Genomic DNA, 24,224 nt, shown 5'->3' with positions numbered 1-24,224 from the left:
GACATGTTATCAGAGTTAGCTGTATCTGCGCCATTAGGAGGTTTTTCAAGACCAAATACTCCGAATGAAGTGTTTATTGCCTATAGTTCAGTAGGAAATGGAATTTTTGGAGCGGCTTCGCAAAATGTCACAAATTGTGGATCATCAATGGTAATTGATACTCCAAGTACGTACCCGTTTATAAAAACTATGTTTTCTGATTTTTTTGATTTGGATTCAATTCAGGTTAAATACATTAGGAAAAATAGAAAGTTTGATTATGATGGTAGTTTTTACATGGGTACACAGTTGAATTCGATTGTGCAACGAAATACAGCCATAGATGAGCTTTTGGCACAAAATCATGGAGACATAGTAGAAGATGCAATTTATAAAGATATAAGAGAGGTATATTTAGCATATAAAAAGGACAAATCATTTAGAAATGGTTTGAATGATATAATCTTCTCTGATATCGAAACGTTATCGATAAATAGTAAATTATCTATAGCGTATACTTTTATCGTATATGCAATTTTGACATTAAAGAATTACCATTATTTAAAAAAGAGAAATGATCCATGCTATGCTTTGCTCAAAAATGATTACCCAACAGAGCAAGATTTGTTTAGAAAGATTAGCGAAGTTTTGAAAACTGCAGATGATCTTGTTGATGTGACTGATTGTTGTTTGGGAAGATATAGATTTGTGGATTATCATTTATCTAAGACAGAAGATATTAAATTGTTGCCGAGGATGTTGGTGTACAGCTTTATTGACGACAACAGTTTAATTGATGATATTATGGCTTTGAAGAGAGGTTAGCACATGGGATATAATAAAATAATTTATGGTGCACCAGGAGTGGGTAAATCGTTTTCGGTAAATGAGGAAGTGGGGGATAACTACAGATTTACAACAACATTTCATCCGGAATATACATATTATGATTTTGTTGGTGGCTATAAACCTGTTGTAAGCAGTGTATTAGAAGAGAATATTTACCATTATTATGATGCTGTAAGTAGTAGCGTTCAAGGTGTGCCATATAGTCTTACAAGAGAGAAAATGGCATATAAGTTTGTTAATGGAGTTTTTTTGGAGTCATACATAAAGGCATGGAGCGAATATTTCGTTCATGGCAAAGAGGTTTATCTTATTATTGAAGAATTAAATAGAGGAAACTGCGCAGCTATTTTTGGGGAGATATTTCAGTTGCTCGATAGAGATGAGTATGGGGCATCCGATTATTTTATTAATGTTAATAAAGATATTGCGAGCATTATTGAGAATCGTTTAGGGACGCCTTATTTGGCAGAGATCATGATGATACTTGATGCAAAAAGAATAGAAAAGCCAGAAAACTTGTACTCTGTGTTATTATTACCACCTAATCTCAATATTGTTGCAACAATGAATACATCTGACCAATCATTGTTTCCGTTGGACTCGGCTTTTAAGAGGCGTTGGCTATGGAAATACGTGCCTATCGATTATACATTGTTTCCAGGAAGAGAAATTATTATTAATTTGCAGCATTATAATTGGAACCAGTTTCTTGAAATCATTAATAACGTGATTTATAAGATTACGGAGAGCGAGGACAAATGTATAGGCCCTTTTTTTGTTAAATCAAATTCAATAAGCAAAGATGAATTTGTAGAAAAGGTATTATTCTATATTTGGACAGAATGTTTTAAAGATGAAACAAAGGAGACATTAGAAGAATATTTCCCTAAAACAAGAAAGTTAATTAATGGGGTATTGCCCGATGAATTGATTAGCTTTGCTGACTTTTTTGACGCTACATATGGAGAAAATTATATTATTGAGTTTATGACAAACTTAGGACTATAGTAGGTGATTAGCTTATGCGGGTTTTTTTAGAAGGACAAGCGATAACAGAATCTGATATACATGAATTTATTCCTATGGAACTTAGCAGTTATGTCACCAAAGATAAGATTATTAATTTGGTTGGATATATAAAAAATCGCAATGGAAGAATGTGTATTGTTTTGCCGAAAGTCTTTTCAGATGAATTTGTTGGTAACTTCAACAATACTAATGAAGATACTTCAAGTAAAAATTGGCTAGATTCATATGCGATATTGTTATATAGAATTTTGAAAAAATATGATTCCAACCTTAGGTTAAAGAACTATATAAGTGAGAAGATTGATAGAACCAAAAAGGTTGGGACGCTTGATGCTATATTAGATTTGATAGGATATTATAATAAGCATTCTTATCTATATACATTAAAGAAAAAAAACAGTAATAGCGTTAATCCGATGAATGCAAATTGGTCTAGGCTTATCGTAAAGGGAACGGGAAGATTTATTGATGATGAACTTTTCTTTGATTCATTCCTGAATAGTAAATGGAGATACTCTGAAGAAGATTTTTTATTAATGCTATTAAATACAGAAATAAATAATATTGCTCAAAGATATGGATTGATTAAAAAGGTAGAAGGGGCAATTCTTTCACAAAAAGATTACCGTAATTTCTTAAAGAAACCGCTTACGCTATTAAAAAGGGCTAAAAGAAATTATTATAGAGACGATTTCTTGAAATTATATAAAGCTTTGTATGGGTACTATTCTCAATGTGAAATTCAAAATGGAAAAAGTGAAATCGAGTATTTAGTTACAGGTAGTTTTCAACTTGTATTTGAAGATATGGTGGATGATTTATTATCTACTGAGGAAATGGTTGATACTTTTAAATATAACAAAGATGGTAAAATTATTGACCATATATACTCTTATAAAGACGCATTTGGTGGAATCGGAGGGGTATATATTGGAGATTCAAAGTATTACAAGGATGACTCTGATATAGCTGGTCAGAGATGGAAACAGTATAGTTACGCTAGAAATGTTGCGAATTATATTTCAATTTCAGCAGAACCGATCTGCATTAGATTAAAAAGATTTATTCAGGATGATAGGGTCTATGGATATTATCCGATTCCTAACTTCTTTATAAGTGCATATGTAGAGAATGACCCGATCATAAGTGATAGTACTGTCTTTTTTAAATATAATGATATTCAAAAACCGTGTAAAACTCAAGTGTACGAGAACCGGCTCTTTGATAGGGATACTCAGCACGTTCTGTATTTTCAGATTAATCTAATACATCTTGGGAATAAATACCTTGAAGGTTGGACGGTGGAACAAAAGAATTTGATTAAAGAATATATAAGATCAAAATGGATTTCGTATTTGACAGAGAATTATGAGTTTTGGGTATTTGATGATACAGTGGATATAGAGACCTTTATTAAATCATATTACTTTGATACATATGGCAAATTTGTATATGATGCGAATAATTGTAGATATATATTTGCAACTGAAGTAGGAAAGGGGGGCAATATTTTGTCGTTGTTAAATATGAATAGCATTAGTGGAACAGAGTATTGCTTATCTTAATGAAGACGAGTTTCATAAATGACTTAAGGAGTGGTAATGCTTATAGGAAGAATTAGTAATGCCAACAGTAAAGATGAGAATTCGTTTAATTTAGCAATTGTAGATTCAATTCATAAGGCACTGGCTGAAATTAGATTTGAATATGGTGACATAAGCGTACAGATAAAGAAAAGCCTGTTTACTTTATGTGGCATATAATGGATTTTGATCTCACTAATACAATGCATGCACTTCCCGATCTTGTTATAAAAACAAGGGCAGGTCAATTGATCACAAAAACGGAAGGTTTAGCAGAACCGGAAATCGTTATTGGCAAGTTGACTCTTGATACTGCTCCGGCAAATAGAGTGAAGCCTAAGGGGGTTAAGAACACTGATTTCACTGGAAAAAAAGTGGACTTTCAGGGCGAGGCCAAAAAGAATTCATTCAAAGGTAATGCAGGAGAGGATGCGGTAGTGGCCTATGAAAAAGCACAGCTTAAATTGGCCGGTCGAGCAGATTTAGCTGATCTAGTTGTTGCTACCAGGGAGACTATTGGAAAAACAGCAAAATTTGATGTTCAGTCTTATGAAGTAGATGGTACGAAGAAGTATATCGAAGTAAAAACGACTTCTGGTTCAAAGAATAATCTCTTCCATATATCTGAAGGGGAGGTGAAGTTTTCTGAAAATAACGCAAATCATTACTATCTTTACAGGATTTACAATTTTGATGTGAAAACAGGTAATGGTGACTTTTATATTGAAAAAGGTGCTGTTGACATAAACAAGCTTACAGCAACAAATTATGTAATGTAAATAAGAGGTCTGTAGTAACATAATTGTTACTGTAGACCTTTTCTGATAATCAATTATACTATTGTATTGAGAATTATTTACAAAGAGAAATAAAAATGAAAACAGTTAGTGTTGTAGCTGCAGTTATTTACCATGAAGGTAAAATATTTGCTACGCAGCGTGGATATGGTGAATTTAAAGATGGCTGGGAATTTCCTGGCGGAAAGATCGAAGAAGGTGAAACACCTCAGGAGGCGCTTCGGAGAGAAATAAAGGAAGAACTTGATACTGATATAGAAGTAGGTAGGCATATTAACAAGATAGAATATGGCTATGATACATTTCACCTGAGCATGGATTGCTACTGGTGTGAAATTAAGAATGGCAAGCTGTCTCTTTTGGAGCATGAAGCTTCAAAATGGCTTACAGCTGATGATATATATAGTGTTGATTGGCTCCCGGCAGATAAGATTATTATTCCGGAGATCAGGGATGCGATAAGAGAGTGGGAGTGAATTAGTATTATTAAAAACTTATAAAAGGCCATTGCAAGAATAAGAGAACTGCAATGGCCTTTTAAATTACCTAAATTTATCAAGTTTTTTTCTTATTTTTTTTATATAATGGGTAACTGTACTAGTGGCTATATTAAGCTCTTTTGCGATTTCACGTTGTGAGAGTTCCTGAATCATTAGTCCGAGAATTTCTCGGCATCTTTCATCTTCATTTTTAAGCTCATGAAACATATTGGCTATTAGTATTCTGAGCTCTGCTTCATCTTCTGTATTTGCAGAATGCTTTGGCTCAAAAGATGTATCCGCATATTCCTTATCTAGACTTAATTCCTTTGCAAGTTCACACTTTCCACCGGCAAAATTTATGCAAGTTCGACAATCTTCCAAACAGCGCCGACCATTTATAAAAGGCCTTTGACCTCGGTATTCTCGCATGGCTTCCTTCCTTCCAGGACGCTTGTAAGCTAGGTATACTTCGCGTGAGCAAGGAACAGATGTCCCGTTTATTTCTAAGAAGTATTCTTCTGTAGAAGTGGTGATTTTTACTGTGATTTGCGCATCATTTTTCATTAGATTTTCCTCCGTGTCGTTTATTGCGAAACGGAGAAAGTGGCCTGAGGGCGCAAAAATAGCGCAGACACAAAACCAAAACTGAGAAATTCTCCGTTTCAGGTTGTGAGCTGCGCTATTCCAAAAGAGCAGTTCAGATTATTTCGTAGTAATCACTATGAAAGCTTGGAATGGCCCAATGATCAGTTCAGCCGCATTTCGTGTGATATAATAAAAATATGTTTTTATGAATTAAGGATGAAGTTAACAGGGTTAACAGACAATGTTAATGGCGATATAAAGTATTAATTTTGTAGTTTTATACCTGGGGGATGAAAGAATATGAATGATACAAAATCAGCATTATGTCTTTGCGGAGGTACTTTTTTTTCATTGTTACTAGAAGCAACAAATAGTAATGTGCCTTCACAAAAGGTAATATTTAAAGATTTTATTTCTATTGGTGACCCGCAGGCTATGGAAAATGTTGATATAGAAATGCTTTCTACATATGCATCTGATTTCAAGAACTGTAAGCCATTGAGAAAAAACAGTAAATATGTTCGGTTAGGAGATGCAAAAGTGGCGGACATGTTTGAAGAAAGAATACGTGCATCTAAGCAGACTGTAATTAGTCAGGTACAGCGTTTTTGCGATGAGTACATATACAAGGATAAAGATAATCATACCTGGTTGGTAGCAGCACTTCTTGAGCTTATAAGAAAAGATGGATATATTGAGGATAAATTGCTTTATATTAGACCTGGATTCCTTCCTTGTAGAAGAGATGAATTGTTCGTTGATGATGAAGAGAAAATTAAAATAGATTTTTATGAATTTTTACTTGCTATATGGGTTTATGTTTTTAGATATTGCTCTGATAATGGATTAGGACAATATACATTAAAGCAATGGACAAGACAGGATAAGAAGAGCTCACCTATTAGATTTGATAAAGCTCTTTTAGAAAATGGTGCTATGAAAACGCATGTTGACCTTACATATGATTCATACATATCTAAGATGCCGGATGACTTAAATAACGTGCATTCAGCTAAAGATAAGAATAGTTATACTATCGTAGTAGGGGATCAATATATTACCAACACGATGATTCCTGTTATAAGAAAAAAATCAGAGGATTTTGTCCTTTCTGGCAAATATGCAAAATACTTATCTAATCTTTATGGTTCATACTCAAAATGTACAACATATTTGTACAAGGTTAAAAGGCCATTTAAGGATTTCTATGTATGCAATGATTTGAGATTAAGAGTGATTAGCCCTATAACTTTTTTAGAAAAAAAGTCACAGCATAGACATGTGCCTGAAAGTATTCATGGCATAAGTATAGAGACTTTGATGCGTGCAACCAGTGCTACTAAAATACAAATAGTCGGAAGTGGTGGACTGGGCAAAACTATGATGATGTATCATTTGATGCTTGATACAATTGAGAACTACTCAAAATATCAGATGGTACCGATCTTTATTATTGCTAGTAAGCTTAGTCCAGATGGCCAATATGATATTATAGAGTCTTTATATGATGTATTTTCAAAATATGATGCAACTCTTATTAAGAGTGATTTGGTCGAATTATTGAATTTAGGGAAGATAGTTCTGCTTATCGACGGTTATGATGAAATACCTCAAAAATATAGGGCGATTTTTAGAGATGAAATAGAGAGATTTTTTCTTCACTATCCTAATAACTATATTATTATATCTTCTCGAAATAATAATCAATTGCGCTTATTAGATTCTTTCATTCCTTTTGAAATATTGCCATTAGAAGCAGATCAAGCATATGAGATGATAAGAAAGATTGACCCGAACGAAGTAGACAATGATTTAAAAGAAAGATTTATAAAAGATCTTCAGGAAAATAGGTTCAATTTTAACAGAGATGAAAAAAAAGAATTTCTTGGTAATCCATTACTATTAACTATCATGCTAACCACATATGCGGTTACTAATACTATAGCTACAAAAAGATATTTGTTTTATGAAGATGCATATGCTGTTTTGGCGCAAAGGCATGATGGCAATAAAGGGTTAACAAGAGAATTTAAAACGGGATTGGATATAGAAAAATTCAAAAGAGTATTTGGAGAATTTTGTGCTTTGGCATTTGCTAAGCAGGAATATGAGTTTCCGACTGAGATATTCCGTAAGTATTTACAAGAAGTAATAGATGCTAATAATATTACGACAACTGTTGAGGCATTTATAGAAGATATAACTGAGAAGTTATGTTTTATCTATCTTGATGAGGACACATATAGATGGATACACAGATCCTTTCAGGAGTATTTCGCAGCCTATTTTTTCTCAAGACAATTAGAGGGCACATACCCGAGTATTTTGAGAATATTTACGATGTATGATGAAAGTCTATTTGATGATGAAACATTACCGATGTTATATGGACTTGATGAAAGAAAGACAGAATTGTGCATAATTTATCCATATTTAAGAGAACACTTTATAGATTGTGGAATGCAAGATACAGACAAAGATTATTTGAAGTTTTTAAGAATGTACTATTCTGATATTACTTATGGAACAGGTGATATCGAGTGTGTACATATGGATACAGATTGGGCAGTGTATAACTTTATTGTTGGACAATATCAACTACATAGAGATTTTACAAAAATGGATTTTGATGACAGTACAGAATATGCAACGGAAAAGGAGGACTACTATTACATATATTCAGATTGGAATGATATTGAAAGAAGGGGAGGATGCACGGAATTAGTATCATACGATGAGATACCTGAAGGCTACGAGGATTGTTACGAACCAGAATATGCTGGAAGTATGTGTTTTATAAGCACACATATGATAGCATTAAATTATATCATGGATGATACTCTTGATAGGGAACATAATGACTTTATATTACACAAATTATTAGATAAAGATTTTCCTTTAAGACAGGAATATAGAGGAATTCTTAATTTTTATGATAGTTTAAAGCGTAAGTATGAAGGAAAAAAAGACTTGGCTGAGTCAGAATTTTTATCCAATTTTCATTAGAATCAAAAAGAGAATGGTTTGTCTCCATTCTCTTTTTATTTCTAATCTTTTTTATAGAACATAGATTCATAACCATCGGCGCGTAGAAGTAATCCTTTTGCCCAAGAAGGTATAATGGCCATCTGATCACAGATATAATCAACAGATTCTGTCATGGGGGATTCTATGATAATCTCGTCGTGGACGTGAGCACAGATGTTATACATTGATAAGTTTTTCATGGAGCTGCAGAGAATATCTCTACTTATGGCCTGTATGATGTTCTCGACAAGTTTTCCTCCAAAGGTCTCAAGTCTGCTCCAATGTTTTGTGCCGTCGGTACCTTCATAGGTAATGCTTTCTGAGCCATATCGATTTATTCCTATATTAGGTTTTACATAAGAGAGCATTCTTCCTGAAGGTAAGACTATAAAAAGCATACCGGATTTGCATATGAATTTTATACCATGCGTTTCTGCGGAGGCTTTATTGATGATAGCAGTCTTTGCGGCTTTATCAACTTCATACCACAGAGAAACGATCTTCGGATTCGATTCACGCCACATATCCACAAGGGGTTGCAATTCTTCTTCCTTCATACCAGCTTCTATGGCGCCCATATTCTTTAATGCGCCGACGCTGCCACCATAACCGCATGATAGCTCACATTGTTTGCCTTTTGCTCTGAGCGCACCGTTGACCCCATGTTTGACAACAGGCTTTTTAAACATTCTGCTGGCGGTTTCACAGTAAATATCTCCGTTATTAGCAAAGACTTCCATGCGCCATTCTTCACCTGCAAGCCACGAAAGGACCCTGGCTTCGATAGCGGAAAAGTCCGCTACTATAAATTTATAACCTGGACGGGGGATAAGAGCTGTTCGTGTAAGCTCGGATAAAACCTCTGGTACTGAATCATAAAGGAAGGAGAGTAGTTCGTAGTCGCCTCTCTTTACTGTGTCTCTTACGATCTCAAGTTCCTCCATCTCATTTCTGGGAAGGTTTTGTAACTGAATACCTCTTCCTGCAAAACGACCGGTATGCGATCCATAGAAAGCAAAGCAACCGCGGGCCCTGTTATCGCTGCAAACCATATTGGCCATAGCAGTATATTTTTTGACGGATGACTTTGCTGATTGCTGTCTGAGTTCCAATACTTTCTTTAGTTCTGCAGGTGCTGTTTTTATGAGTTCAGTTACTTGTTTCTTACCCAGGGATTCGACTACAAGGCCATTGTTTGAAAGCCAATTCTTTATCTGCGATACGCTGTTTGGATTCTCAAGATTAGTAATTTCCTTCAATGCGCCTTGAAGTTCTGACTGTGCCAGTTCATCCATAGATATAGCCTGATGTACAAGTGCCATGTCTATAAGGATCCCACGGTCATTGATTCTTTGATCAAGGTGATATTCATCCCAGACAAATTCAGGTACAGGGTATTTAGATAGTCGCTTATGAATGTTCATTTCTACTTCAACATCACGAATATTGTATTTTTTGAATAACTCCCATTTTTCTGGAGCATGCTTTGGGAGATTACGAGTGCGGCCACCATTTACTTTTGTAGCTTTGCAGGGACAGCAGAAGTATTTAATGAGATCCTTACCTTCTGTCATTTTTTGCTCATCAAGACCAAGGATCGCGCCGGAGCCTGCAAGTTTAAGAGGTAGTCCAAGATAAGCAGCCCATATCATGTCGCACTTCCAGCCATCTGGATTTATGTAACCAGTATTATTTGTAAATACTGAGGCTATAAAAGGTTTCTTTTTCTTTAGCCACTCTGACAGACAGACTCGTTCAAATGAAGCATTGTAGGCCCATTTTTCCGTATTGTCATTAACAAGAGCAAGGAGGATATCTTCTGGAATCTCTTCTCCGCTTGCTACGTCGATGCATATTACAGGGGCATCGTCTATGGAGTAGGAGAATAGGAGTATTTCAAAATTTTCGGATTGTGCATATCTGTAAACTCCGGACTTTTGAAGATCAACATCGGAGTAAGTTTCTAAGTCAATTGAAATTTTCATATTTACCACCTTATTAAAAATGGGGCAGCAGCTTTTATACTGCTGTCCCTATGTAAAAATATATGAGGGGGCTTAGTCTAAGAAGCTATCCTCGGTTGTATCTGTCACAAATTCTGCGAAGTCAGATTCTGCACTAGACTTTCCTCCGAGAGATTCACCTTTCTTTAATACCTGAAGATTGTTAAGACCAGCAGCAATGCCCTTATTACCATTAGTGTTGTAGGCATAGAAGTTAATACTTGCTCTACCATATACACCGGAGTAGCACTCACTACGATCAATAATCTGGTTACACTGTGCATCAACAATACCAGGAGCGGTATCTGAATTGGCGTTAATGAAATAGCAGCCAGCATAAGCAGCATCTCCTGGGCGATCAGTATCTCCATCACGAAGAGGAGTTCTAATTCCTTCAAGTGCGGGAGCAACCTTTGCATTACCTTTTAGCTTAGTTTCGCCTTCCTCATAGGCTGCCTGGATAGCTGCATTAATAGCATTGATGGTCTTTGTATCACTCTTTTTAATGATAAGACTAACACTATACTTGGGTTTTCCACCGTTAAGTGATGGCTTTGGTTCCCACACATTTGCGTATGAGAATCTGGTTTCGGGTCCTGTAACAACTTTTGTCTTTAACATATTATTTTTCCTCCAATTTTTCTTTAAATTCCTCTGCGGCTGAATTAAACTCAGGGCGCTTGTCTGTGATTGAAACTAAAACGGGTTTTCCTTGTGGTTTTACAACATAGTTACCAAGTAGCTCTACAAACTTCTTTTTGCCAAGCATAGTCTCCATGGCACTAATTCCATATACTTCTTTTTTGTATGGATCGTAACCGGCTGATGTGACAATATCAGCAACAGCAGTTACATCTGTAAATTTTCTATTTGATCGACCTTCAACAACTTTGAATCCTTCAAATTTTTTCCCTTTCAATGCTTCTGTAAGGGCATAATCTTTGACGTCATTTGCCCAGGAAACAAGGTTATCTACTTTTTCAAGTACAACAGAGATTTCTGAATCTGAAAGTATAGCAGGTAACTTGAAATCAAGCTTGGCAAGCTCGAGGTTTGCTTCCGCACGTTTCCTGCATGTGGCTTTTACTTTACAAAAATGGCAATGAGAGCCGGCAACAAACTCACCTTCACCTTTTATAGCAAGCTGTGCCCTTGGAGATAGATAATCATCTGCCCAGGTAAGTAGTTCTGATACTTTGATTGACCATGACGAGATGTTTTCTTTTCTTGGCTGTATGATGTGCATACAGATTTCGTCAAAGTCGTAGATGTCACCGAACATGGATATTACTCCAAGGGCGTAGCACTTCATCTGTATATTGGCGGTTGCATCCACGAATACGCCGGCTCCATGTTTGTAATCACATACATGGGTTATTCCATCTGCTAATAAAATGCAGTCTGCAGTTCCAAAACCTCCAGGTACCCATTTTGAGAAATCAACCTTTTGCTCAACAAATATGACAGGATCAGGACAGACCTTTTTGACATCTGCCATTATTTCGTTGACTGTTTGTAGATATATTTCTGCACATTCTTGCATCTCTTGGTTGTAATATGTCAGGTTTTCCGTAGGATCCCTTGTTTCGATACCATATTCACGTTCCAAAAGGTATGAACATAAAAGGTGTGCATCGGTACCTTCTTGAGCGTATGGTGATGGGATATCAGCGGCTTGTTGGTTGAGCAGGGCAGATGGCGTACATTTTGACCAGCGTTCTGCAGACGATGCTGACAATATTGCGTGCTTAACCATTTCCGATCTCCTTTGCTTTTTCAAGAAGCTCAGCATATTTATCTTTGGGTACGGATGAGAGTTTTTCCACATCATAGCTCTTGATAAGGGCGTGTACTTCTTGATCAAAACCAGCGTGAGCCTTTTCCATAAGAACCCTTTTTACATCAATGAGGGTAAGAGTAGGAGTGGTAGCTGGGGGAATGGTTGTTTCCTCTTTTTGTAGTTCAGGATCAAAAAGCTGTTTAGCATTTGGAGCCTTCTGCAATTTCTCCTGATTTTCTTTTATATCCTGATTGTTGTTAATGAGATTTAGAAGCCTGTCGTTAATCGACTGTAGCTCGTTTCTTAATTGCTGCAGTTCTTTTACTTCTTTAGCGTCCATTGTCTTTTTCCTCCTATTTGATTGCTTCGTTTGTCAGTAATAGCCTTGCAAGTCTTTTTGCTATAGCGCTGATAGTTAGCAGTATTCCTGCGAGTTCTAAATCGTTCTCAGGATTCCAACTATCAGACTTTTTCATAAGATCGTTGTTCTGCATTTTTTCACCTCACTTTCTCGGGGCTTATGCCTTCCTATATTTCCTAACTACAGAAGGACCTATTTTGTACGAGAGTTTTTTGTATTTTTTATTTCACTAATTGGCCTCTAATATCCCTAATTACAAAAGTGGTATTTTTGTACGACAAATTTTGAAATTTTATAAAAAGTTTTTTGGGTGATTGATGACATAAATTTAGGAAGAAAAATTTTTTTAAAATTTCTCGTACAAATTTAGCCTTTTTGTAATTGGGAGAGATATGAGGATTATTTTCTTCAAATCCCAAAAAGGAGGTTGCAGATATGAACGTTGATGTAGATGTTGGTAGAATGCCCGGATTTGTATTTGGTTTAGATGTTGATTAGGAGGAAATAAGATGCAATTCAGGCTTTATACCGCAGATGTGACAGGGAACAGAGGCAATTGTCTGTATCCACATGAAGTGGTGATTACTAATGAGAAGGAGCTGGCTAAGGCAGTTGAAAAAGATCACGTTGCTGCTAAGTACAAAGACTCCTATAGAAACAATTCAAAATTCTTGAGCTCAGATGTTATCAGTCTTGATATAGATAATACTGAGACAGATGAGGCTGAGGGGTGGATTACCCCGGATAAGCTTGGGACTATTATGCCGAATGTGCAGTATTGCCTTGTTCCGAGTCGAAACAATATGAAGGAAAAGGATGGGAGAACTGCTAGACCTAAGTTCCATGTTTTCTTTCCAATCGATGAGTGTGACAACGCCGATATTTATGCCGCGATCAAGGGAAAAATCCAGCAAAAGTACCCTTTTTTCGATCCGAATGCCCTTGATGCAGCAAGATTTCTTTTTGGCTCATGCGTAAGAGCGGAGGATATCATTTTCCATGATGGCTGGGAATCTATTGAAGAAGCCTGCGATATTGATAGAGCGAGTTTGAAAAATTTTGCAAAGGAAGATAAGCCTGTAAAAGGTCCAGCAGCATTTTCTAAAATCATTCCTTTAGGCAAGAGAAATAATACATTATCAATTTTTGCAGCAAGGGTTCTTAAAAGATATGGGGAGTCCGATAAGACACATCAGTTATTTATTTCAAGAGCGGCAGACTGTGAGGAACCTCTTGAAGATGCAGAGTTGAATACCATATGGAATAGCGCAGTAGGCTTCTACTATAAGAAAGTCATTGCTGATCCGACTTATAAAGCACCGGCTGAGTACTCAAAGGACTTCGGTAATTTCTCTCTTCTTCCGGATGACTTTTCAGACGTAGGTGAAGCGACAGTGTTTGCAAGAGAATATGCAGATCAGCTTAAGTACACAGACGGTACGCATTTCCTTAATTACACAGGTGAGTTTTGGGAAGAGTCAGCCCTTTCAGCGATGGTTCCGTATATGGAGTTCATTGACCTTCAGCTGGCAGATGCCAGAGAGACACTAACAGTCGCAAGAGATAATCTTATCGCTACAGGTGTTTCAGAGGAAATGGTACAAAAGGGTGGAAAGACACTGGAAAAGTGTATTTCAGATATGGACGAACTGAAAGCATACCAAGAATTTGTAAGGGCTTCTCAATACTTTGCATTTGTCATGAAACGAAGGGACTATCGTTATATTCAGTCAACGATAAATACGGTAAGGCCTATGGTAAGAATTGGTACTGATGAGCTTGACAGTGACGGGTTCCTTCTTAATACACCGGGCATGACGATAGACCTTCGAAAGGATATTACTGAGGCTCATTACCCGGATCCTATGGACCTTATTACGAAGCAAACATCAGTCGCTCCTGGGGATGAAGGAGAGTTCTTTTGGCAGGAAGCCCTGGATACCTTCTTTTGTGGCGATGAAGAACTTATAGAGTATGTTCAGAAGATTGTAGGGCTTGCTGCTATAGGTGAGGTGTTCATGGAAGCACTCATCATTGCATATGGAGATGGCAGGAACGGTAAATCAACATTTTGGAACACCATAGCAAATGTGCTTGGATCCTACGCAGGAACGATTTCTGCAGAAACACTTACGGTTGGCTGTAAGCATAATGCAAGGCCTGAGATGGCAGAACTGAAAGGAAAGCGTCTTGTCATTGCTGCTGAGCTCGAAGATGGAATGAGACTATCAACGTCAGTTGTAAAGAAACTTTGCTCAACCGATGAGATTGCAGCAGAAAAGAAGTATAAGGATCCTTTTAAATTCAGGCCAAGTCATACGTTGATATTGTATACAAACCATCTTCCCAAGGTAGGTGTTTCTGATACAGGTACTTGGCGCAGACTTATAGTTATCCCTTTTAATGCCAAAATAGAGGGAAATTCAGACATCAAGAATTATACGAATTATCTCACTGAGCATGCAGGCCCCGCCATTATGAAGTGGATCATCGAAGGGGCTCATAAGGCGATGAAAGATGAATTCCGAATAGTTAAACCCAAGGTTGTTGTTGATGCAATTGAAAAGTATAGAGCAGACAATGATTGGTTGGGAGAGTTCCTCAGTGAAAAGTGCGACCTGGATCCTGCTTATAAAGTGAAATCCGGTGATTTTTATCAGGAGTATAGGAACTTCTGCCAGATGCGAGGGAATTATACCAGGAGCACAACTGATTTTTATGCTGCACTTGAAGCCGTCGGACTTAACAGAAAAAGATCCAAGGCTGGAGTGCTAATTTACGGGGTGCAACTCAAAAACGAGGACTTTTTAGAATAATGTTGGTTTTTGATCTGCACTTATAGATAAGGGTGTAGGTCGGTGAAGGTCATTTCCATAAGTCCTTTATAAGAGATTTTTTTGTTTTTCTTCTATATATAAAGTTTTGGATTTGACTTACATCGACCTACACCCATTTAAGAAAAACCTGATGAATAGGCTTGTTGGAGGCAAACGATGTTAGAAAAAGAAATAGAAAGCAAATTGGTTCTTATGGCAAAAAAGAGAGGCTGCATTCCTGCAAAGCTGTTGTCTAGCAATTATAACGGGCTGCCGGACCGAATCATTTTATCGCCTGGTGAGAAGGTTGGTTTTGTTGAATTGAAGGCTCCTGGGAAAAAGCCTAGAGCTTTACAGCTTAAAAGGCACAGAGAGCTTAAGAATCTTGGATTCAAAGTTTATGTTGTTGATTCCATAGAAATGATAGAGGAGGTACTCAATGAAATATGTGCCTCATAAATATCAAGAGCAATGCATGGAGTTTATTCTTTCACACCCGGAGGCTATGGTTTGGCTTTCATGTGGTTTGGGAAAAACGTCTATTGGGCTTACATGCCTGGAAGCACTTCTTTTTGACTATTTTGTAATAAGCAAGGTTCTTGTAATTTGTCCGATTAGAGTAGCTTACACCTGGAGGGATGAAATAGAGCAGTGGGATCACATAAAACATCTTCGATATGTGATAGCGACAGGAACTGAAAAACAGAGGATAAAAGCACTAACTTCTGATGCAGATATTTATATCATCAACAGAGAAAATGTTGATTGGCTTGTTAATAAATCAGGAGTACCTTTCATTTGGAATGCTTGTGTTGTAGATGAGGTTTCCTCTTTCAAGAATAGCCAAAGCAAGAGGTTTAAGGCTCTTATGAAATGCAGGCCTAAGTTTAGAAGGATTATTGCGTTAACTGGAACTCCATCGAGCAATGGGCTCGAGGATTTGTACGCAGAATTTAAGATCATGGATTATGGTAAGCGACTTGGAAGGTTTATCGGTCAGTTCAGAACAGCGTTCTTTAGACCAGCAGTTACCAAAGGTGCAATCGTATATAAATACGCACCTCTCCCTGGAGCTGAGGATGAGATATATAAGAAAATCTCAGATATCACAATAAGCATGGAAGCTAAGGATTATTTAGATATGCCAGAGCTTATTGAGTCCAACTATAACGTGAGTTTATCCGAAGAAGAGATGAAAAGATATGATGCTTTAAAGAAGGATCTTGTGATTGAGCTTCCAGAAGGAGACGTTACTGCTTCGAATGCTGCAGCCCTTGCAGGAAAATTAACTCAGCTTGCTAATGGAGCTATCTATTCTGATGATGGAGCTATTATCAGAATCCACAATGCAAAACTTGATGCAATGGAAGATATCATTGAGTCCCTTCAGGGAGAATCCATGCTTTTAGCATATTGGTACAAGCATGATCTTGTTCGTATAAAAGAAAGACTTGATAAGCTTGGAGCAAATTACCAGCAAATAGGTACTGATCAGAGCATTAAGGATTGGAATGCCGGAAAGATTCAAGTAGGACTAATACATAGCGCATCATGCGGACATGGCATAAACCTTCAGAAGGGAGGTTCACATATAGTTTTCTTTGGACAGATATGGTCCTTGGAGTTATACCAGCAAACTGTAGCACGTCTTTGGAGACAAGGGCAAAAAAGTAGAACAGTGGTTGTTCAGCACATTGTTACTAAAGGAACTATAGATGAAAGAATTCTAAAAGCTTTATCCGAGAAGGATATGACACAATCAGCACTTATTGCAGCTGTAAAAGCTGAGTTTTGTGGAGGAGAAAAGAAATGACTACAAAAGAATACTTGTCGAGGGCTTATTACTTGGATATGAGGATCCGAAGTAAAGCAATGCAGATAGCTGAGCTTGAGACCTTGGCCACAAAGGTATCAGCAGCTCTTAGTCCAATAAAGGTTCAGACATCCAAGGATAATCACAAGATGGAAAGTACTGTCATTAAGATGCATGAATATCAGGAAGAGCTTGATAATGATATGAAAAAACTTATACAGGTTAAGCGTGAGACAAAGGAGATTATTGATACCGTATCCAATGATGAATACAGAGTTTTATTGGAACTTCGGTACCTTTCATCAATGCGTTGGGAGGAGATTGCTGTTGAAATGAATTACAGCATTGATCATGTTTTCCGTCTGCATCGCAGGGCACTTAAAGCAGTAAAACTTCCTGCTGCATAAACATGACAGTAAATACCATAAAAAGACAGTAAGACATTATGATATAGTTAAGATGGAACAATTGATAAGAGCCTCGAAGGACATATATCCTTTGGGGCTCTTGTTATAATGTTTTAATAAATGGAATAATCTATGTATGCTATACTGAATTCATGAGTGATAAAAAGAAAAAAGATAGCACAAAGTACATAGTGGACGTGCCAAACTACGATAAAAAAGGTAATGATGTCACAAGTCATCATCCAAGAGGTGGAGGAAGACGAAGAAAAGACGGAACGCTTGAGACATCGACGGATAACTATGTTCCTCTTGATGAGTATAAGGATACACTTCGAGAAGAAATCAAGGATGAACTGCGTGACGAAATAAAAGAGGAAATTCTTAGTGAAATTGAGTCAACACAGCAATATGAGATAGATGACTATGAGATAGATGACTATAAGATAGATGACTATGAGTATGATAATGATACTTCAGATACAAGCATTTTGGGGACAGTAAACCAAGTACTAGAAACGCTTAACTCCTTTGCAGAATTACTAGCAAATAATCCTGAAATAGTTGAAGGTGCGGTAAATATTGGAGGAGCAGTTAAACATGGAGTTAAGGATGGAGTTGGCAGAATAAAGAATGCTATTAAAAAGAAAGATATTAAAGAACTAACCAAAGCATCATTACCCAAAAAAGTGAACAGGCGATTCGAAGAAGAAAAGGATAATGATAAAGAAGAGTACTACTATCATGAGGAAAACTCAGAATTCAGTTTAGCAGAAGCATTAGTTAGTGATGATTACGAAGAGATAGTACTTACAGATGATGAAGCAAAAGTTATTTGTCTTCGTATGCTAAGCAGTTATATTTCACTCAGACAGGATTATGAGACATTAAAAAAAGCAAAGATGGTTGATGCAGAACAGCTTTCAGAGATGATGCAGAAACTAGAAGGGATTGTTAATACTCATCCGAAGTTATTGGAAGAAGGTACTCAAAAACAGGTAAAAGATATGATAGAAGGTCTTTCAGATGAAACGGAAAGGCGCAAATTGTTACAACTATTTAGGATGAATTAATGAACTAAGCCTCGTGGAAACACGGGGCTTTTGTTATGCAAGGAGAAGATTATGCCTTATAAACCTAAGCACCCATGCATGCACCCAGGTTGTGCCAATCTCTGTGATGGCAAGTATTGTGATGAGCACAGGAAAATACACCCAAATGGTGACAGGAAGAGTGCAGCAGAGCGTGGCTATGGAAGCAAGTGGCAGAAAGCAAGAAAAAGGTTCCTGGATAAACCAGAGAACTTTTTTTGTTTGGAATGTAAAAAGGAAGGTGTTTATACGAGGGCAACAGTTGTTGATCATATTACACCACATCGAGGCGATCCAAGGCTCTTCTGGGATGAAAGTAACTGGCAGCCTCTTTGCAAAATGCATCACGACCATAAAACATTCACTGAGGACAGAAATCCTACGTACCAGTATTGATGTAGAGAGGGGCGGTCTTAATCTCTACAGGGCCTACGCTTCCAGACCGGGCCGGACCTTTACGTGCAAAAATAGCAAAATCAAACGGGGTATTACCCCGGGAAAGAAATAGGAGATACCAAAATGGCTAAAGACGGCACAGCCAGAGGCGGTGCACGCATTGGCAGTGGCCGCAAGTCGAAGGCTTTAACTGAAAAAATAGAGACCGGAAATCCTGGTGGGAGAAAACTGAAGGTGATTCAGCTCCCCAAGGGCTCAGACCTTAAGGGAGAAGACATTCCGGACCCTAAAGAGTATTTGAACGCCAAACAGAAGAACGGAGAACTGCTAGGGGCTGATGAGATATTTAAAAACACTTGGAAATGGATAAAGGAGCGAGGCTGTGATCAGCTTATCAGCACGCAGCTTGTTGAGCAATATGCCATGAGCGTAGCACGCTGGATTCAATGCGAGCAGGCGATATCCGAATATGGTTTCCTTGCCAAGCACCCGACTACCGGAGCTGCTTGTGCATCACCATATGTCCAGATGAGTCAGGCTTACATGAAGCAGATCAATTCAGTTTGGTACCAGATTTTTCAGGTTGTTAAAGAAAACTGTAGTGAAGATTTTGTGGGCACTCCGCAGGACGACATGATGGAGATGCTACTTAGAAAAAGAAAAGGATAAAAGAATGACAGAAAAATCAGAATTCTTGAGAGCTCTTAAGAAGAAAAAGAACAAGATGTCCGCACAGGAATATAGGACACTTAAAGGTCAGGCCCTTAAGGGAGATATCAATGCCGCTAGTAAAGGCATGAGTAAGGTTGTAAGAAGGAGGGGACTTCGTTGAGCAGAACTACAACAAAAATGGAGATGGTTGAGACTTCAAAGCTCATCCCATATATCAACAACGCAAGAACACACTCTCCGGAGCAGATAAATAAGTTGCGAGGATCCTTACGTGAATTTGGTTTCATCAATCCGGTAATCATTGATGCAAACTACAATGTTATCGCCGGCCATGGAAGACTTATGGCTGCGAAGGAGGAGGGCATCACTGAGGTTCCATGTGTATTTGTAGACTACCTTACTGAAGCTCAGAAGAAAGCTTATATCCTAGCCGACAACAGATATGCTCAGGATGCTGGATGGGATGAGCAGATGTTAAAGGCTGAGATTGAAGCATTGGAAGGCATGGACTTTGATGTTTCACTTACAGGTTTTAACGAAGATGAGATTTCAGATTTGTTCGCTGATGAGAATAAGTCAGACGTAGAAGATGATGACTTTGACCTTTCAGAAGCTCTTGAGGAAGCAGCATTTGTAGAGAGAGGAGATATTTGGACTGTTGGTCGTCACAGACTTATGTGCGGTGATGCAACCTCTCCTGAAGATGTAGCTGCTCTCATGGATGGAAAGAAGGCGAACCTGGTAGTAACGGACCCGCCCTACAATGTAGCTTTTGAAAGCTCCGACGGGTTATCAATTAAAAACGATAAGATGGAGAACGACAAGTTTTATGACTTTCTCCTTGCTGCATTTAAAAACATGGCCGAGCATCTTGAGAAAGGTGGCTCGGCTTATGTATTCCATGCAGATACAGAAGGGCTTAATTTCAGAAAGGCATTCATTGATGCGGGCTTTCATTTATCAGGCTGCTGCATATGGGTAAAGAACTCACTTGTTCTTGGAAGAAGTGATTACCAGTGGCAGCACGAGCCGGTGCTTTATGGCTTCCTTCAAAATGGCAAGCATTACTGGAGTAGCAAGGCCGGCAGGTCCCAGACAACAATCTGGAACTTCGATAAGCCTAAGAAGAATAAGAACCATCCTACATCAAAGCCACTGGATCTACTGGCTTATCCTATTGGAAACTCTAGTCAGGAAAATGCAATTGTTATAGATACCTTTGGTGGATCAGGCTCAACACTTATGACCTGTGAACAGACAAACCGTATCTGCCACACCATGGAGCTTGATGAAAAGTATGCGTCGGTTATTCTGCGCCGCTACGTAGAAGATACCGGCGATGCGGATAACGTATATGTATATAGGAACGGAGAGAAGCTCATGTATAACGACCTCGTTAAAGAGCTTGATCTGGGTGCGTAATATACCAATAATACGAACCTAAATTTGTACGGTTTATCTGCACATTTAAGTTGCTATTACTTTCCTACAGAGTGATATATGTAGTACCAAAACAAAAGGAGGAAAGTAGCATGGAACTTACATTTAGCAAGGAAACAAAGAAACTTATGGTTAAGACAATCGAGGAAGTAACCGGGGAAAAAGCAAAGTACCTGGGAGTTCCTTCCTGCGCTTACCAGATCGGAGACTACAGAGTGGAGAGAGACGGAACACTTAAATGGGAAGAATGCCAGGATCCAGATCATGCAGACAAAAGCAGCAAGGTTATCAAGGCTTGTATTAAGGCAACAGGGATTACTCCCGAAGGCATGATGCAGGAAGAAACTAAAGAAACCGACGGACTTATAGTTGAGGTTCCTGCGGATAAGGTAAATGTAGAAAACATAAAAAGGCTTCTTGAAGCAAAGGGAAAGCTCATAAAGAAGGCACTTGGAGCGGGGAACCTTGAAGTTGAGGTGACGCAGGACACAGTAAGATTTCCTTGGTTTGAGAATTTGGATCCGGAAAAAGCCTTGGCCTATACAAACTTCATTGCAGCCCTTTGCCAGATGAGCGTGAACCAGACAAGAATTAGCGCAAAAGAGGCAGAAGTACCAAATGAGAAATATGCATTCAGATGCTTCCTTTTAAGGCTCGGATTCATCGGAGATGAATACAAGAAAGACAGGAAGATTCTCCTCGAGAATCTTGATGGCAACTCAGCATTTAGACAGCCAAAGGGAGGTGAGGAGGCATGAACTTCCCAAGTGAGAAAACAGTAAAAAGAATAAAAGCAAAATATCCGGAAGGAACCAGAGTTGAGCTGGTCCACATGGATGATCCTTATACAAAGATCCCGGAAGGGACTTTAGGTACGGTACAGGTTGTTGATGATACCGGAACCATTCATGTGAAATGGGATAATGGCAGCAGCCTCGGGATTGTTTATGGCGAGGATTCCTGCAGAAAGATATAAGTGTAATCTACACAACACATTCTGCACATCTTTGGTGTATGTACACGTTGATACATATTCCCACTAGAGCGAATATAAAATCAACAAAACTAAAGGAGGTCAGAAACATGACAAAGAGAGAACAGGAAGAATACAGAAGGCTTTTCAAAGAAGGAACCATCGGATTCCCTAAAGGAAAGAACAAGAACAAGATCGCACACTGGTGGGCAAAGGTTTACGACGAAGGTTCAGAATACGGAATCAACGGAGGCCGTATTTCAAAACTTTCAATAAAGATCGACGGGAAGACAACACTTTCCTACGACAGAGGTTGGGACATAGAGCCGGATGAAAACGACGAAGCAACGATGATAGCCTACAGCATCATCCTTCAGGAATACAACTAAAGAAAAAAAGCACCAGAGGCCGGAAGGCCTTTTGGTCGTATATAGGGACCGGTAGGTCCTATTTTTGTGCAAGGAAATAATATGGCTAAGAAGAAACTAAAGTTTGAGCCTACGAAGTTTATGGCCAAAGGGTCATATTATGACAAGGAGCAGGCCGATTATGTAGTAAATTTCATACAATGCCTATGCCACACAAAGGGTAAGTGGGCTGGAAAGCCTTTTATGCTTCTTCCATGGCAGGAAGAGATCATAAGAAACATATTTGGAATTCTAAAGCCAAATGGAAAGAGGCAGTTCACTACAGCATATGTAGAAATACCAAAGAAGAATGGCAAGTCAGAACTAGCAGCTGCCATTGCATTATACCTGCTGTTTGGAGATGGAGAGGCTTCTCCTGAAGTATACGGTGCTGCTGCAGATAGACAACAGGCCAGTATTGTATTTGATGTTGGTAGGGTTATGTGTGAACTTACACCGGCCCTGGAAAAGCGCAGCAAAATAAAGGGTGCCACAAAGAGAATTGATAACCTATATAACAATGGTTTTTATCAGGTGCTATCAGCTGAAGTAGGAACTAAACATGGTCTTAATGTAAGTGGCCTTGTTCTTGATGAGGTGCATGCACAGCCTAACAGGAATTTATACGATGTGCTTACCAAAGGCTCTGGTGATGCTAGGGAACAACCTTTGTATTTCCTAATCACGACAGCAGGTAATGATACAAACAGCATTTGTTATGAGCTTCATCAGAAAGCTATGGATATCATTGAGGGCAGGAAAACAGACCCGACTTTCTATCCGGTTATATACGGTGCCAAGGAAGATGAGGATTGGACTGATCCGGAAGTGTGGAAAAGAGCTAATCCATCACTGGGTGAAACAATTCAGATGGAAAAAGTTGTAGCAGCTTGTGAATCAGCAAAGCAAAACCCGGCTGAAGAGAATACTTTCCGGCAGCTTCGTTTAAACCAGTGGGTTAAGCAGGCAGTACGTTGGATGCCTATGGATAAATGGGATGCATGTGCATTTCCTGTAAATGAAGATGAGCTTGAGGGTAGAGTTTGTTATGGTGGTCTTGACCTTTCATCTACAACCGACCTGACTTCTTTTGTTTTGGTGTTTCCTCCAAAAGATGAAAATGATAAATACTATGTCCTTCCATACTTTTGGGTTCCGGAAGACACATTGGAATTGAGGGTTAAGAGAGATCATGTAAATTATGACATATGGGAGAAGCAAGGTTTTATACAGACCACTGAAGGTAACGTCATTCACTATGGCTTTATAGAGAAATTTATAGAAGAACTTGGAAAAAAATATAACATTCGTGAAATAGGTTTCGATAGGTGGGGAGCAACTCAGATGACTCAGGACCTTGACGATATGGGATTTACAGTAGTTCCCTTTGGCCAGGGATTTAAGGATATGAGTCCACCTACAAAGGAGCTCATGAAGTTAACCCTTGAGCAGAGGATAGCTCATGGTGGACATCCAGTTCTTAGATGGAACATGGATAACATTTTTATTCGCCAGGACCCTGCAGGAAACATAAAGGCTGATAAAGAGAAGTCTACAGAAAAGATTGATGGTGCAGTGGCAACAATCATGGCTCTGGATAGAGCAATTAGGAATGGACTTAATACAGGTGAGAGCGTTTATGATAGCAGAGGTCTAATAGTATTCTGATATATACTACACAATATAACTCCTACATCATTGGTACATGTACACGTTGATACATCTGGCCTTCAGAGC

The 24,224-nt window shown here is 38.3% G+C and carries 25 protein-coding genes; 19 read left to right on the top strand and 6 right to left on the bottom strand.

What is annotated here, in order from left to right:
* Nucleotides 1-3: 3 nt before the first annotated feature.
* The 5 genes from G610_RS0110485 (at nucleotide 4) to G610_RS0110460 (ending at nucleotide 4,713) form a co-directional block, all read left to right on the top strand.
* Nucleotides 4-804, top strand: coding sequence for a hypothetical protein (locus G610_RS0110485; protein WP_026524753.1), 801 nt, complete (start codon nucleotides 4-6; stop codon nucleotides 802-804).
* A 3-nt stretch (nucleotides 805-807) separates the two neighbouring features.
* On the top strand, nucleotides 808-1,836 hold the full coding sequence (locus tag G610_RS20530; RefSeq protein WP_051197925.1) for an AAA family ATPase: 1,029 nt from the start codon (nucleotides 808-810) through the stop codon (nucleotides 1,834-1,836).
* Nucleotides 1,837-1,850: 14 nt separating this feature from the next.
* Nucleotides 1,851-3,422: a hypothetical protein gene (locus G610_RS0110475; RefSeq protein WP_026524752.1), complete on the top strand. Its 1,572-nt coding sequence runs from the start codon at nucleotides 1,851-1,853 to the stop codon at nucleotides 3,420-3,422.
* 197 nt (nucleotides 3,423-3,619) lie between these two features.
* The gene (locus G610_RS20525) at nucleotides 3,620-4,219 is read left to right on the top strand and encodes a DUF3883 domain-containing protein (protein ID WP_026524751.1); all 600 of its coding nucleotides are present in this window, start codon (nucleotides 3,620-3,622) and stop codon (nucleotides 4,217-4,219) included.
* A gap of 95 nt (nucleotides 4,220-4,314) precedes the next feature.
* Nucleotides 4,315-4,713, top strand: coding sequence for a (deoxy)nucleoside triphosphate pyrophosphohydrolase (locus G610_RS0110460; protein WP_026524750.1), 399 nt, complete (start codon nucleotides 4,315-4,317; stop codon nucleotides 4,711-4,713).
* A 66-nt stretch (nucleotides 4,714-4,779) separates the two neighbouring features.
* On the opposite strand, the gene G610_RS0110455 is transcribed toward G610_RS0110460, so the two are convergent.
* Nucleotides 4,780-5,283, bottom strand: coding sequence for a LuxR C-terminal-related transcriptional regulator (locus tag G610_RS0110455; RefSeq protein WP_026524749.1), 504 nt, complete (start codon nucleotides 5,281-5,283; stop codon nucleotides 4,780-4,782).
* Between the two features lie 321 nt (nucleotides 5,284-5,604).
* On the opposite strand from G610_RS0110455, the gene G610_RS0110450 reads away from it, so the two are divergent.
* Entirely contained in the window at nucleotides 5,605-8,310 is a 2,706-nt protein-coding gene (locus G610_RS0110450) for an NACHT domain-containing protein (protein WP_026524748.1), read from the top strand.
* A gap of 41 nt (nucleotides 8,311-8,351) precedes the next feature.
* Here the strand turns inward: G610_RS0110450 and G610_RS0110445 are convergent, their stop codons facing one another.
* The 5 genes from G610_RS0110445 to G610_RS23055 form a co-directional block, all read right to left on the bottom strand.
* A complete protein-coding gene (locus tag G610_RS0110445) occupies nucleotides 8,352-10,316 on the bottom strand; it encodes a DNA polymerase (protein ID WP_026524747.1) in 1,965 nt (654 codons plus the stop codon).
* Between the two features lie 72 nt (nucleotides 10,317-10,388).
* Nucleotides 10,389-10,955 (bottom strand): DUF2815 family protein, encoded by a 567-nt coding sequence (locus G610_RS0110440; RefSeq protein WP_026524746.1) that lies wholly within the window; start codon nucleotides 10,953-10,955, stop codon nucleotides 10,389-10,391.
* A 1-nt stretch (nucleotide 10,956) separates the two neighbouring features.
* Complete coding sequence (locus G610_RS0110435) at nucleotides 10,957-12,090, bottom strand: DUF2800 domain-containing protein (RefSeq protein WP_026524745.1); 1,134 nt, start codon at nucleotides 12,088-12,090, stop codon at nucleotides 10,957-10,959.
* The gene (locus tag G610_RS20520; RefSeq protein WP_035797365.1) at nucleotides 12,083-12,454 is read right to left on the bottom strand and encodes a hypothetical protein; all 372 of its coding nucleotides are present in this window, start codon (nucleotides 12,452-12,454) and stop codon (nucleotides 12,083-12,085) included. Before G610_RS20520 ends, G610_RS0110435 begins: the two co-directional genes overlap by 8 nt.
* A 13-nt stretch (nucleotides 12,455-12,467) precedes the next feature.
* The gene (locus G610_RS23055) at nucleotides 12,468-12,608 is read right to left on the bottom strand and encodes a hypothetical protein (RefSeq protein WP_155831004.1); all 141 of its coding nucleotides are present in this window, start codon (nucleotides 12,606-12,608) and stop codon (nucleotides 12,468-12,470) included.
* 376 nt (nucleotides 12,609-12,984) lie between these two features.
* On the opposite strand from G610_RS23055, the gene G610_RS0110420 reads away from it, so the two are divergent.
* The 13 genes from G610_RS0110420 (at nucleotide 12,985) to G610_RS0110360 (ending at nucleotide 24,155) form a co-directional block, all read left to right on the top strand.
* A complete protein-coding gene (locus tag G610_RS0110420; RefSeq protein ID WP_026524744.1) occupies nucleotides 12,985-15,291 on the top strand; it encodes a phage/plasmid primase, P4 family in 2,307 nt (768 codons plus the stop codon).
* A 177-nt stretch (nucleotides 15,292-15,468) separates the two neighbouring features.
* Nucleotides 15,469-15,750, top strand: coding sequence for a VRR-NUC domain-containing protein (locus G610_RS0110415; protein WP_026524743.1), 282 nt, complete (start codon nucleotides 15,469-15,471; stop codon nucleotides 15,748-15,750).
* Entirely contained in the window at nucleotides 15,731-17,104 is a 1,374-nt protein-coding gene (locus tag G610_RS0110410; RefSeq protein WP_026524742.1) for a DEAD/DEAH box helicase, read from the top strand. The genes G610_RS0110415 and G610_RS0110410 overlap by 20 nt, the downstream gene beginning before the upstream one ends.
* On the top strand, nucleotides 17,101-17,511 hold the full coding sequence (locus G610_RS0110405) for a DUF1492 domain-containing protein (protein WP_022761902.1): 411 nt from the start codon (nucleotides 17,101-17,103) through the stop codon (nucleotides 17,509-17,511). The genes G610_RS0110410 and G610_RS0110405 overlap by 4 nt, the downstream gene beginning before the upstream one ends.
* A 152-nt stretch (nucleotides 17,512-17,663) precedes the next feature.
* The gene (locus G610_RS0110400; protein ID WP_026524741.1) at nucleotides 17,664-18,581 is read left to right on the top strand and encodes a hypothetical protein; all 918 of its coding nucleotides are present in this window, start codon (nucleotides 17,664-17,666) and stop codon (nucleotides 18,579-18,581) included.
* 51 nt (nucleotides 18,582-18,632) lie between these two features.
* Nucleotides 18,633-18,995, top strand: a complete 363-nt coding sequence (locus G610_RS0110395) for an HNH endonuclease signature motif containing protein (protein WP_026524740.1) — start codon at nucleotides 18,633-18,635, stop codon at nucleotides 18,993-18,995.
* A 123-nt stretch (nucleotides 18,996-19,118) separates the two neighbouring features.
* Complete coding sequence (locus G610_RS0110390; RefSeq protein WP_026524739.1) at nucleotides 19,119-19,664, top strand: P27 family phage terminase small subunit; 546 nt, start codon at nucleotides 19,119-19,121, stop codon at nucleotides 19,662-19,664.
* Between the two features lie 4 nt (nucleotides 19,665-19,668).
* Nucleotides 19,669-19,827 carry a hypothetical protein gene (locus G610_RS23320; RefSeq protein ID WP_196809836.1) on the top strand — a complete coding sequence of 53 codons (159 nt, stop codon included), beginning with the start codon at nucleotides 19,669-19,671 and terminating at the stop codon, nucleotides 19,825-19,827.
* The gene (locus tag G610_RS0110380) at nucleotides 19,824-21,089 is read left to right on the top strand and encodes a site-specific DNA-methyltransferase (protein ID WP_026524738.1); all 1,266 of its coding nucleotides are present in this window, start codon (nucleotides 19,824-19,826) and stop codon (nucleotides 21,087-21,089) included. The genes G610_RS23320 and G610_RS0110380 overlap by 4 nt, the downstream gene beginning before the upstream one ends.
* A gap of 110 nt (nucleotides 21,090-21,199) precedes the next feature.
* Nucleotides 21,200-21,865, top strand: a complete 666-nt coding sequence (locus tag G610_RS0110375) for a hypothetical protein (RefSeq protein ID WP_026524737.1) — start codon at nucleotides 21,200-21,202, stop codon at nucleotides 21,863-21,865.
* Nucleotides 21,862-22,083: a DUF4314 domain-containing protein gene (locus tag G610_RS0110370; protein ID WP_026524736.1), complete on the top strand. Its 222-nt coding sequence runs from the start codon at nucleotides 21,862-21,864 to the stop codon at nucleotides 22,081-22,083. Before G610_RS0110375 ends, G610_RS0110370 begins: the two co-directional genes overlap by 4 nt.
* Before the next feature lie 107 nt (nucleotides 22,084-22,190).
* Nucleotides 22,191-22,469 carry a DUF7678 domain-containing protein gene (locus G610_RS0110365; protein WP_035797362.1) on the top strand — a complete coding sequence of 93 codons (279 nt, stop codon included), beginning with the start codon at nucleotides 22,191-22,193 and terminating at the stop codon, nucleotides 22,467-22,469.
* 81 nt (nucleotides 22,470-22,550) lie between these two features.
* Nucleotides 22,551-24,155, top strand: a complete 1,605-nt coding sequence (locus tag G610_RS0110360) for a terminase large subunit (RefSeq protein WP_026524734.1) — start codon at nucleotides 22,551-22,553, stop codon at nucleotides 24,153-24,155.
* Nucleotides 24,156-24,224 lie beyond the last annotated feature (69 nt).

It is taken from the genome of Butyrivibrio sp. MB2005 (assembly GCF_000424285.1).
In the GTDB taxonomy this organism is placed as follows: domain Bacteria; phylum Bacillota; class Clostridia; order Lachnospirales; family Lachnospiraceae; genus Butyrivibrio.
This window is presented reverse-complemented; position numbering and strand designations above follow the sequence as displayed.

Excerpts from the sequence above, each read along its gene's own strand:
- G610_RS0110450 (WP_026524748.1), top strand. The coding sequence starts at position 5,605 with ATGAATGATACAAAATCAGCATTATGTCTTTGCGGAGGTACTTTTTTT.
- G610_RS20525 (WP_026524751.1), top strand. The coding sequence starts at position 3,620 with ATGGATTTTGATCTCACTAATACAATGCATGCACTTCCCGATCTTGTT.
- G610_RS0110455 (WP_026524749.1), bottom strand. The coding sequence starts at position 5,283 with ATGAAAAATGATGCGCAAATCACAGTAAAAATCACCACTTCTACAGAA.
- G610_RS0110485 (WP_026524753.1), top strand. The coding sequence starts at position 4 with ATGTTATCAGAGTTAGCTGTATCTGCGCCATTAGGAGGTTTTTCAAGA.
- G610_RS0110360 (WP_026524734.1), top strand. The coding sequence starts at position 22,551 with ATGGCTAAGAAGAAACTAAAGTTTGAGCCTACGAAGTTTATGGCCAAA.
- G610_RS20530 (WP_051197925.1), top strand. The coding sequence starts at position 808 with ATGGGATATAATAAAATAATTTATGGTGCACCAGGAGTGGGTAAATCG.
- G610_RS0110405 (WP_022761902.1), top strand. The coding sequence starts at position 17,101 with ATGACTACAAAAGAATACTTGTCGAGGGCTTATTACTTGGATATGAGG.
- G610_RS0110400 (WP_026524741.1), top strand. The coding sequence starts at position 17,664 with ATGAGTGATAAAAAGAAAAAAGATAGCACAAAGTACATAGTGGACGTG.
- G610_RS0110420 (WP_026524744.1), top strand. The coding sequence starts at position 12,985 with ATGCAATTCAGGCTTTATACCGCAGATGTGACAGGGAACAGAGGCAAT.
- G610_RS0110375 (WP_026524737.1), top strand. The coding sequence starts at position 21,200 with ATGGAACTTACATTTAGCAAGGAAACAAAGAAACTTATGGTTAAGACA.
- G610_RS0110410 (WP_026524742.1), top strand. The coding sequence starts at position 15,731 with ATGAAATATGTGCCTCATAAATATCAAGAGCAATGCATGGAGTTTATT.
- G610_RS0110370 (WP_026524736.1), top strand. The coding sequence starts at position 21,862 with ATGAACTTCCCAAGTGAGAAAACAGTAAAAAGAATAAAAGCAAAATAT.
- G610_RS0110415 (WP_026524743.1), top strand. The coding sequence starts at position 15,469 with ATGTTAGAAAAAGAAATAGAAAGCAAATTGGTTCTTATGGCAAAAAAG.
- G610_RS20520 (WP_035797365.1), bottom strand. The coding sequence starts at position 12,454 with ATGGACGCTAAAGAAGTAAAAGAACTGCAGCAATTAAGAAACGAGCTA.
- G610_RS0110440 (WP_026524746.1), bottom strand. The coding sequence starts at position 10,955 with ATGTTAAAGACAAAAGTTGTTACAGGACCCGAAACCAGATTCTCATAC.
- G610_RS0110365 (WP_035797362.1), top strand. The coding sequence starts at position 22,191 with ATGACAAAGAGAGAACAGGAAGAATACAGAAGGCTTTTCAAAGAAGGA.
- G610_RS0110445 (WP_026524747.1), bottom strand. The coding sequence starts at position 10,316 with ATGAAAATTTCAATTGACTTAGAAACTTACTCCGATGTTGATCTTCAA.
- G610_RS0110390 (WP_026524739.1), top strand. The coding sequence starts at position 19,119 with ATGGCTAAAGACGGCACAGCCAGAGGCGGTGCACGCATTGGCAGTGGC.
- G610_RS0110460 (WP_026524750.1), top strand. The coding sequence starts at position 4,315 with ATGAAAACAGTTAGTGTTGTAGCTGCAGTTATTTACCATGAAGGTAAA.
- G610_RS0110395 (WP_026524740.1), top strand. The coding sequence starts at position 18,633 with ATGCCTTATAAACCTAAGCACCCATGCATGCACCCAGGTTGTGCCAAT.
- G610_RS23055 (WP_155831004.1), bottom strand. The coding sequence starts at position 12,608 with ATGCAGAACAACGATCTTATGAAAAAGTCTGATAGTTGGAATCCTGAG.
- G610_RS0110435 (WP_026524745.1), bottom strand. The coding sequence starts at position 12,090 with ATGGTTAAGCACGCAATATTGTCAGCATCGTCTGCAGAACGCTGGTCA.
- G610_RS23320 (WP_196809836.1), top strand. The coding sequence starts at position 19,669 with ATGACAGAAAAATCAGAATTCTTGAGAGCTCTTAAGAAGAAAAAGAAC.
- G610_RS0110475 (WP_026524752.1), top strand. The coding sequence starts at position 1,851 with ATGCGGGTTTTTTTAGAAGGACAAGCGATAACAGAATCTGATATACAT.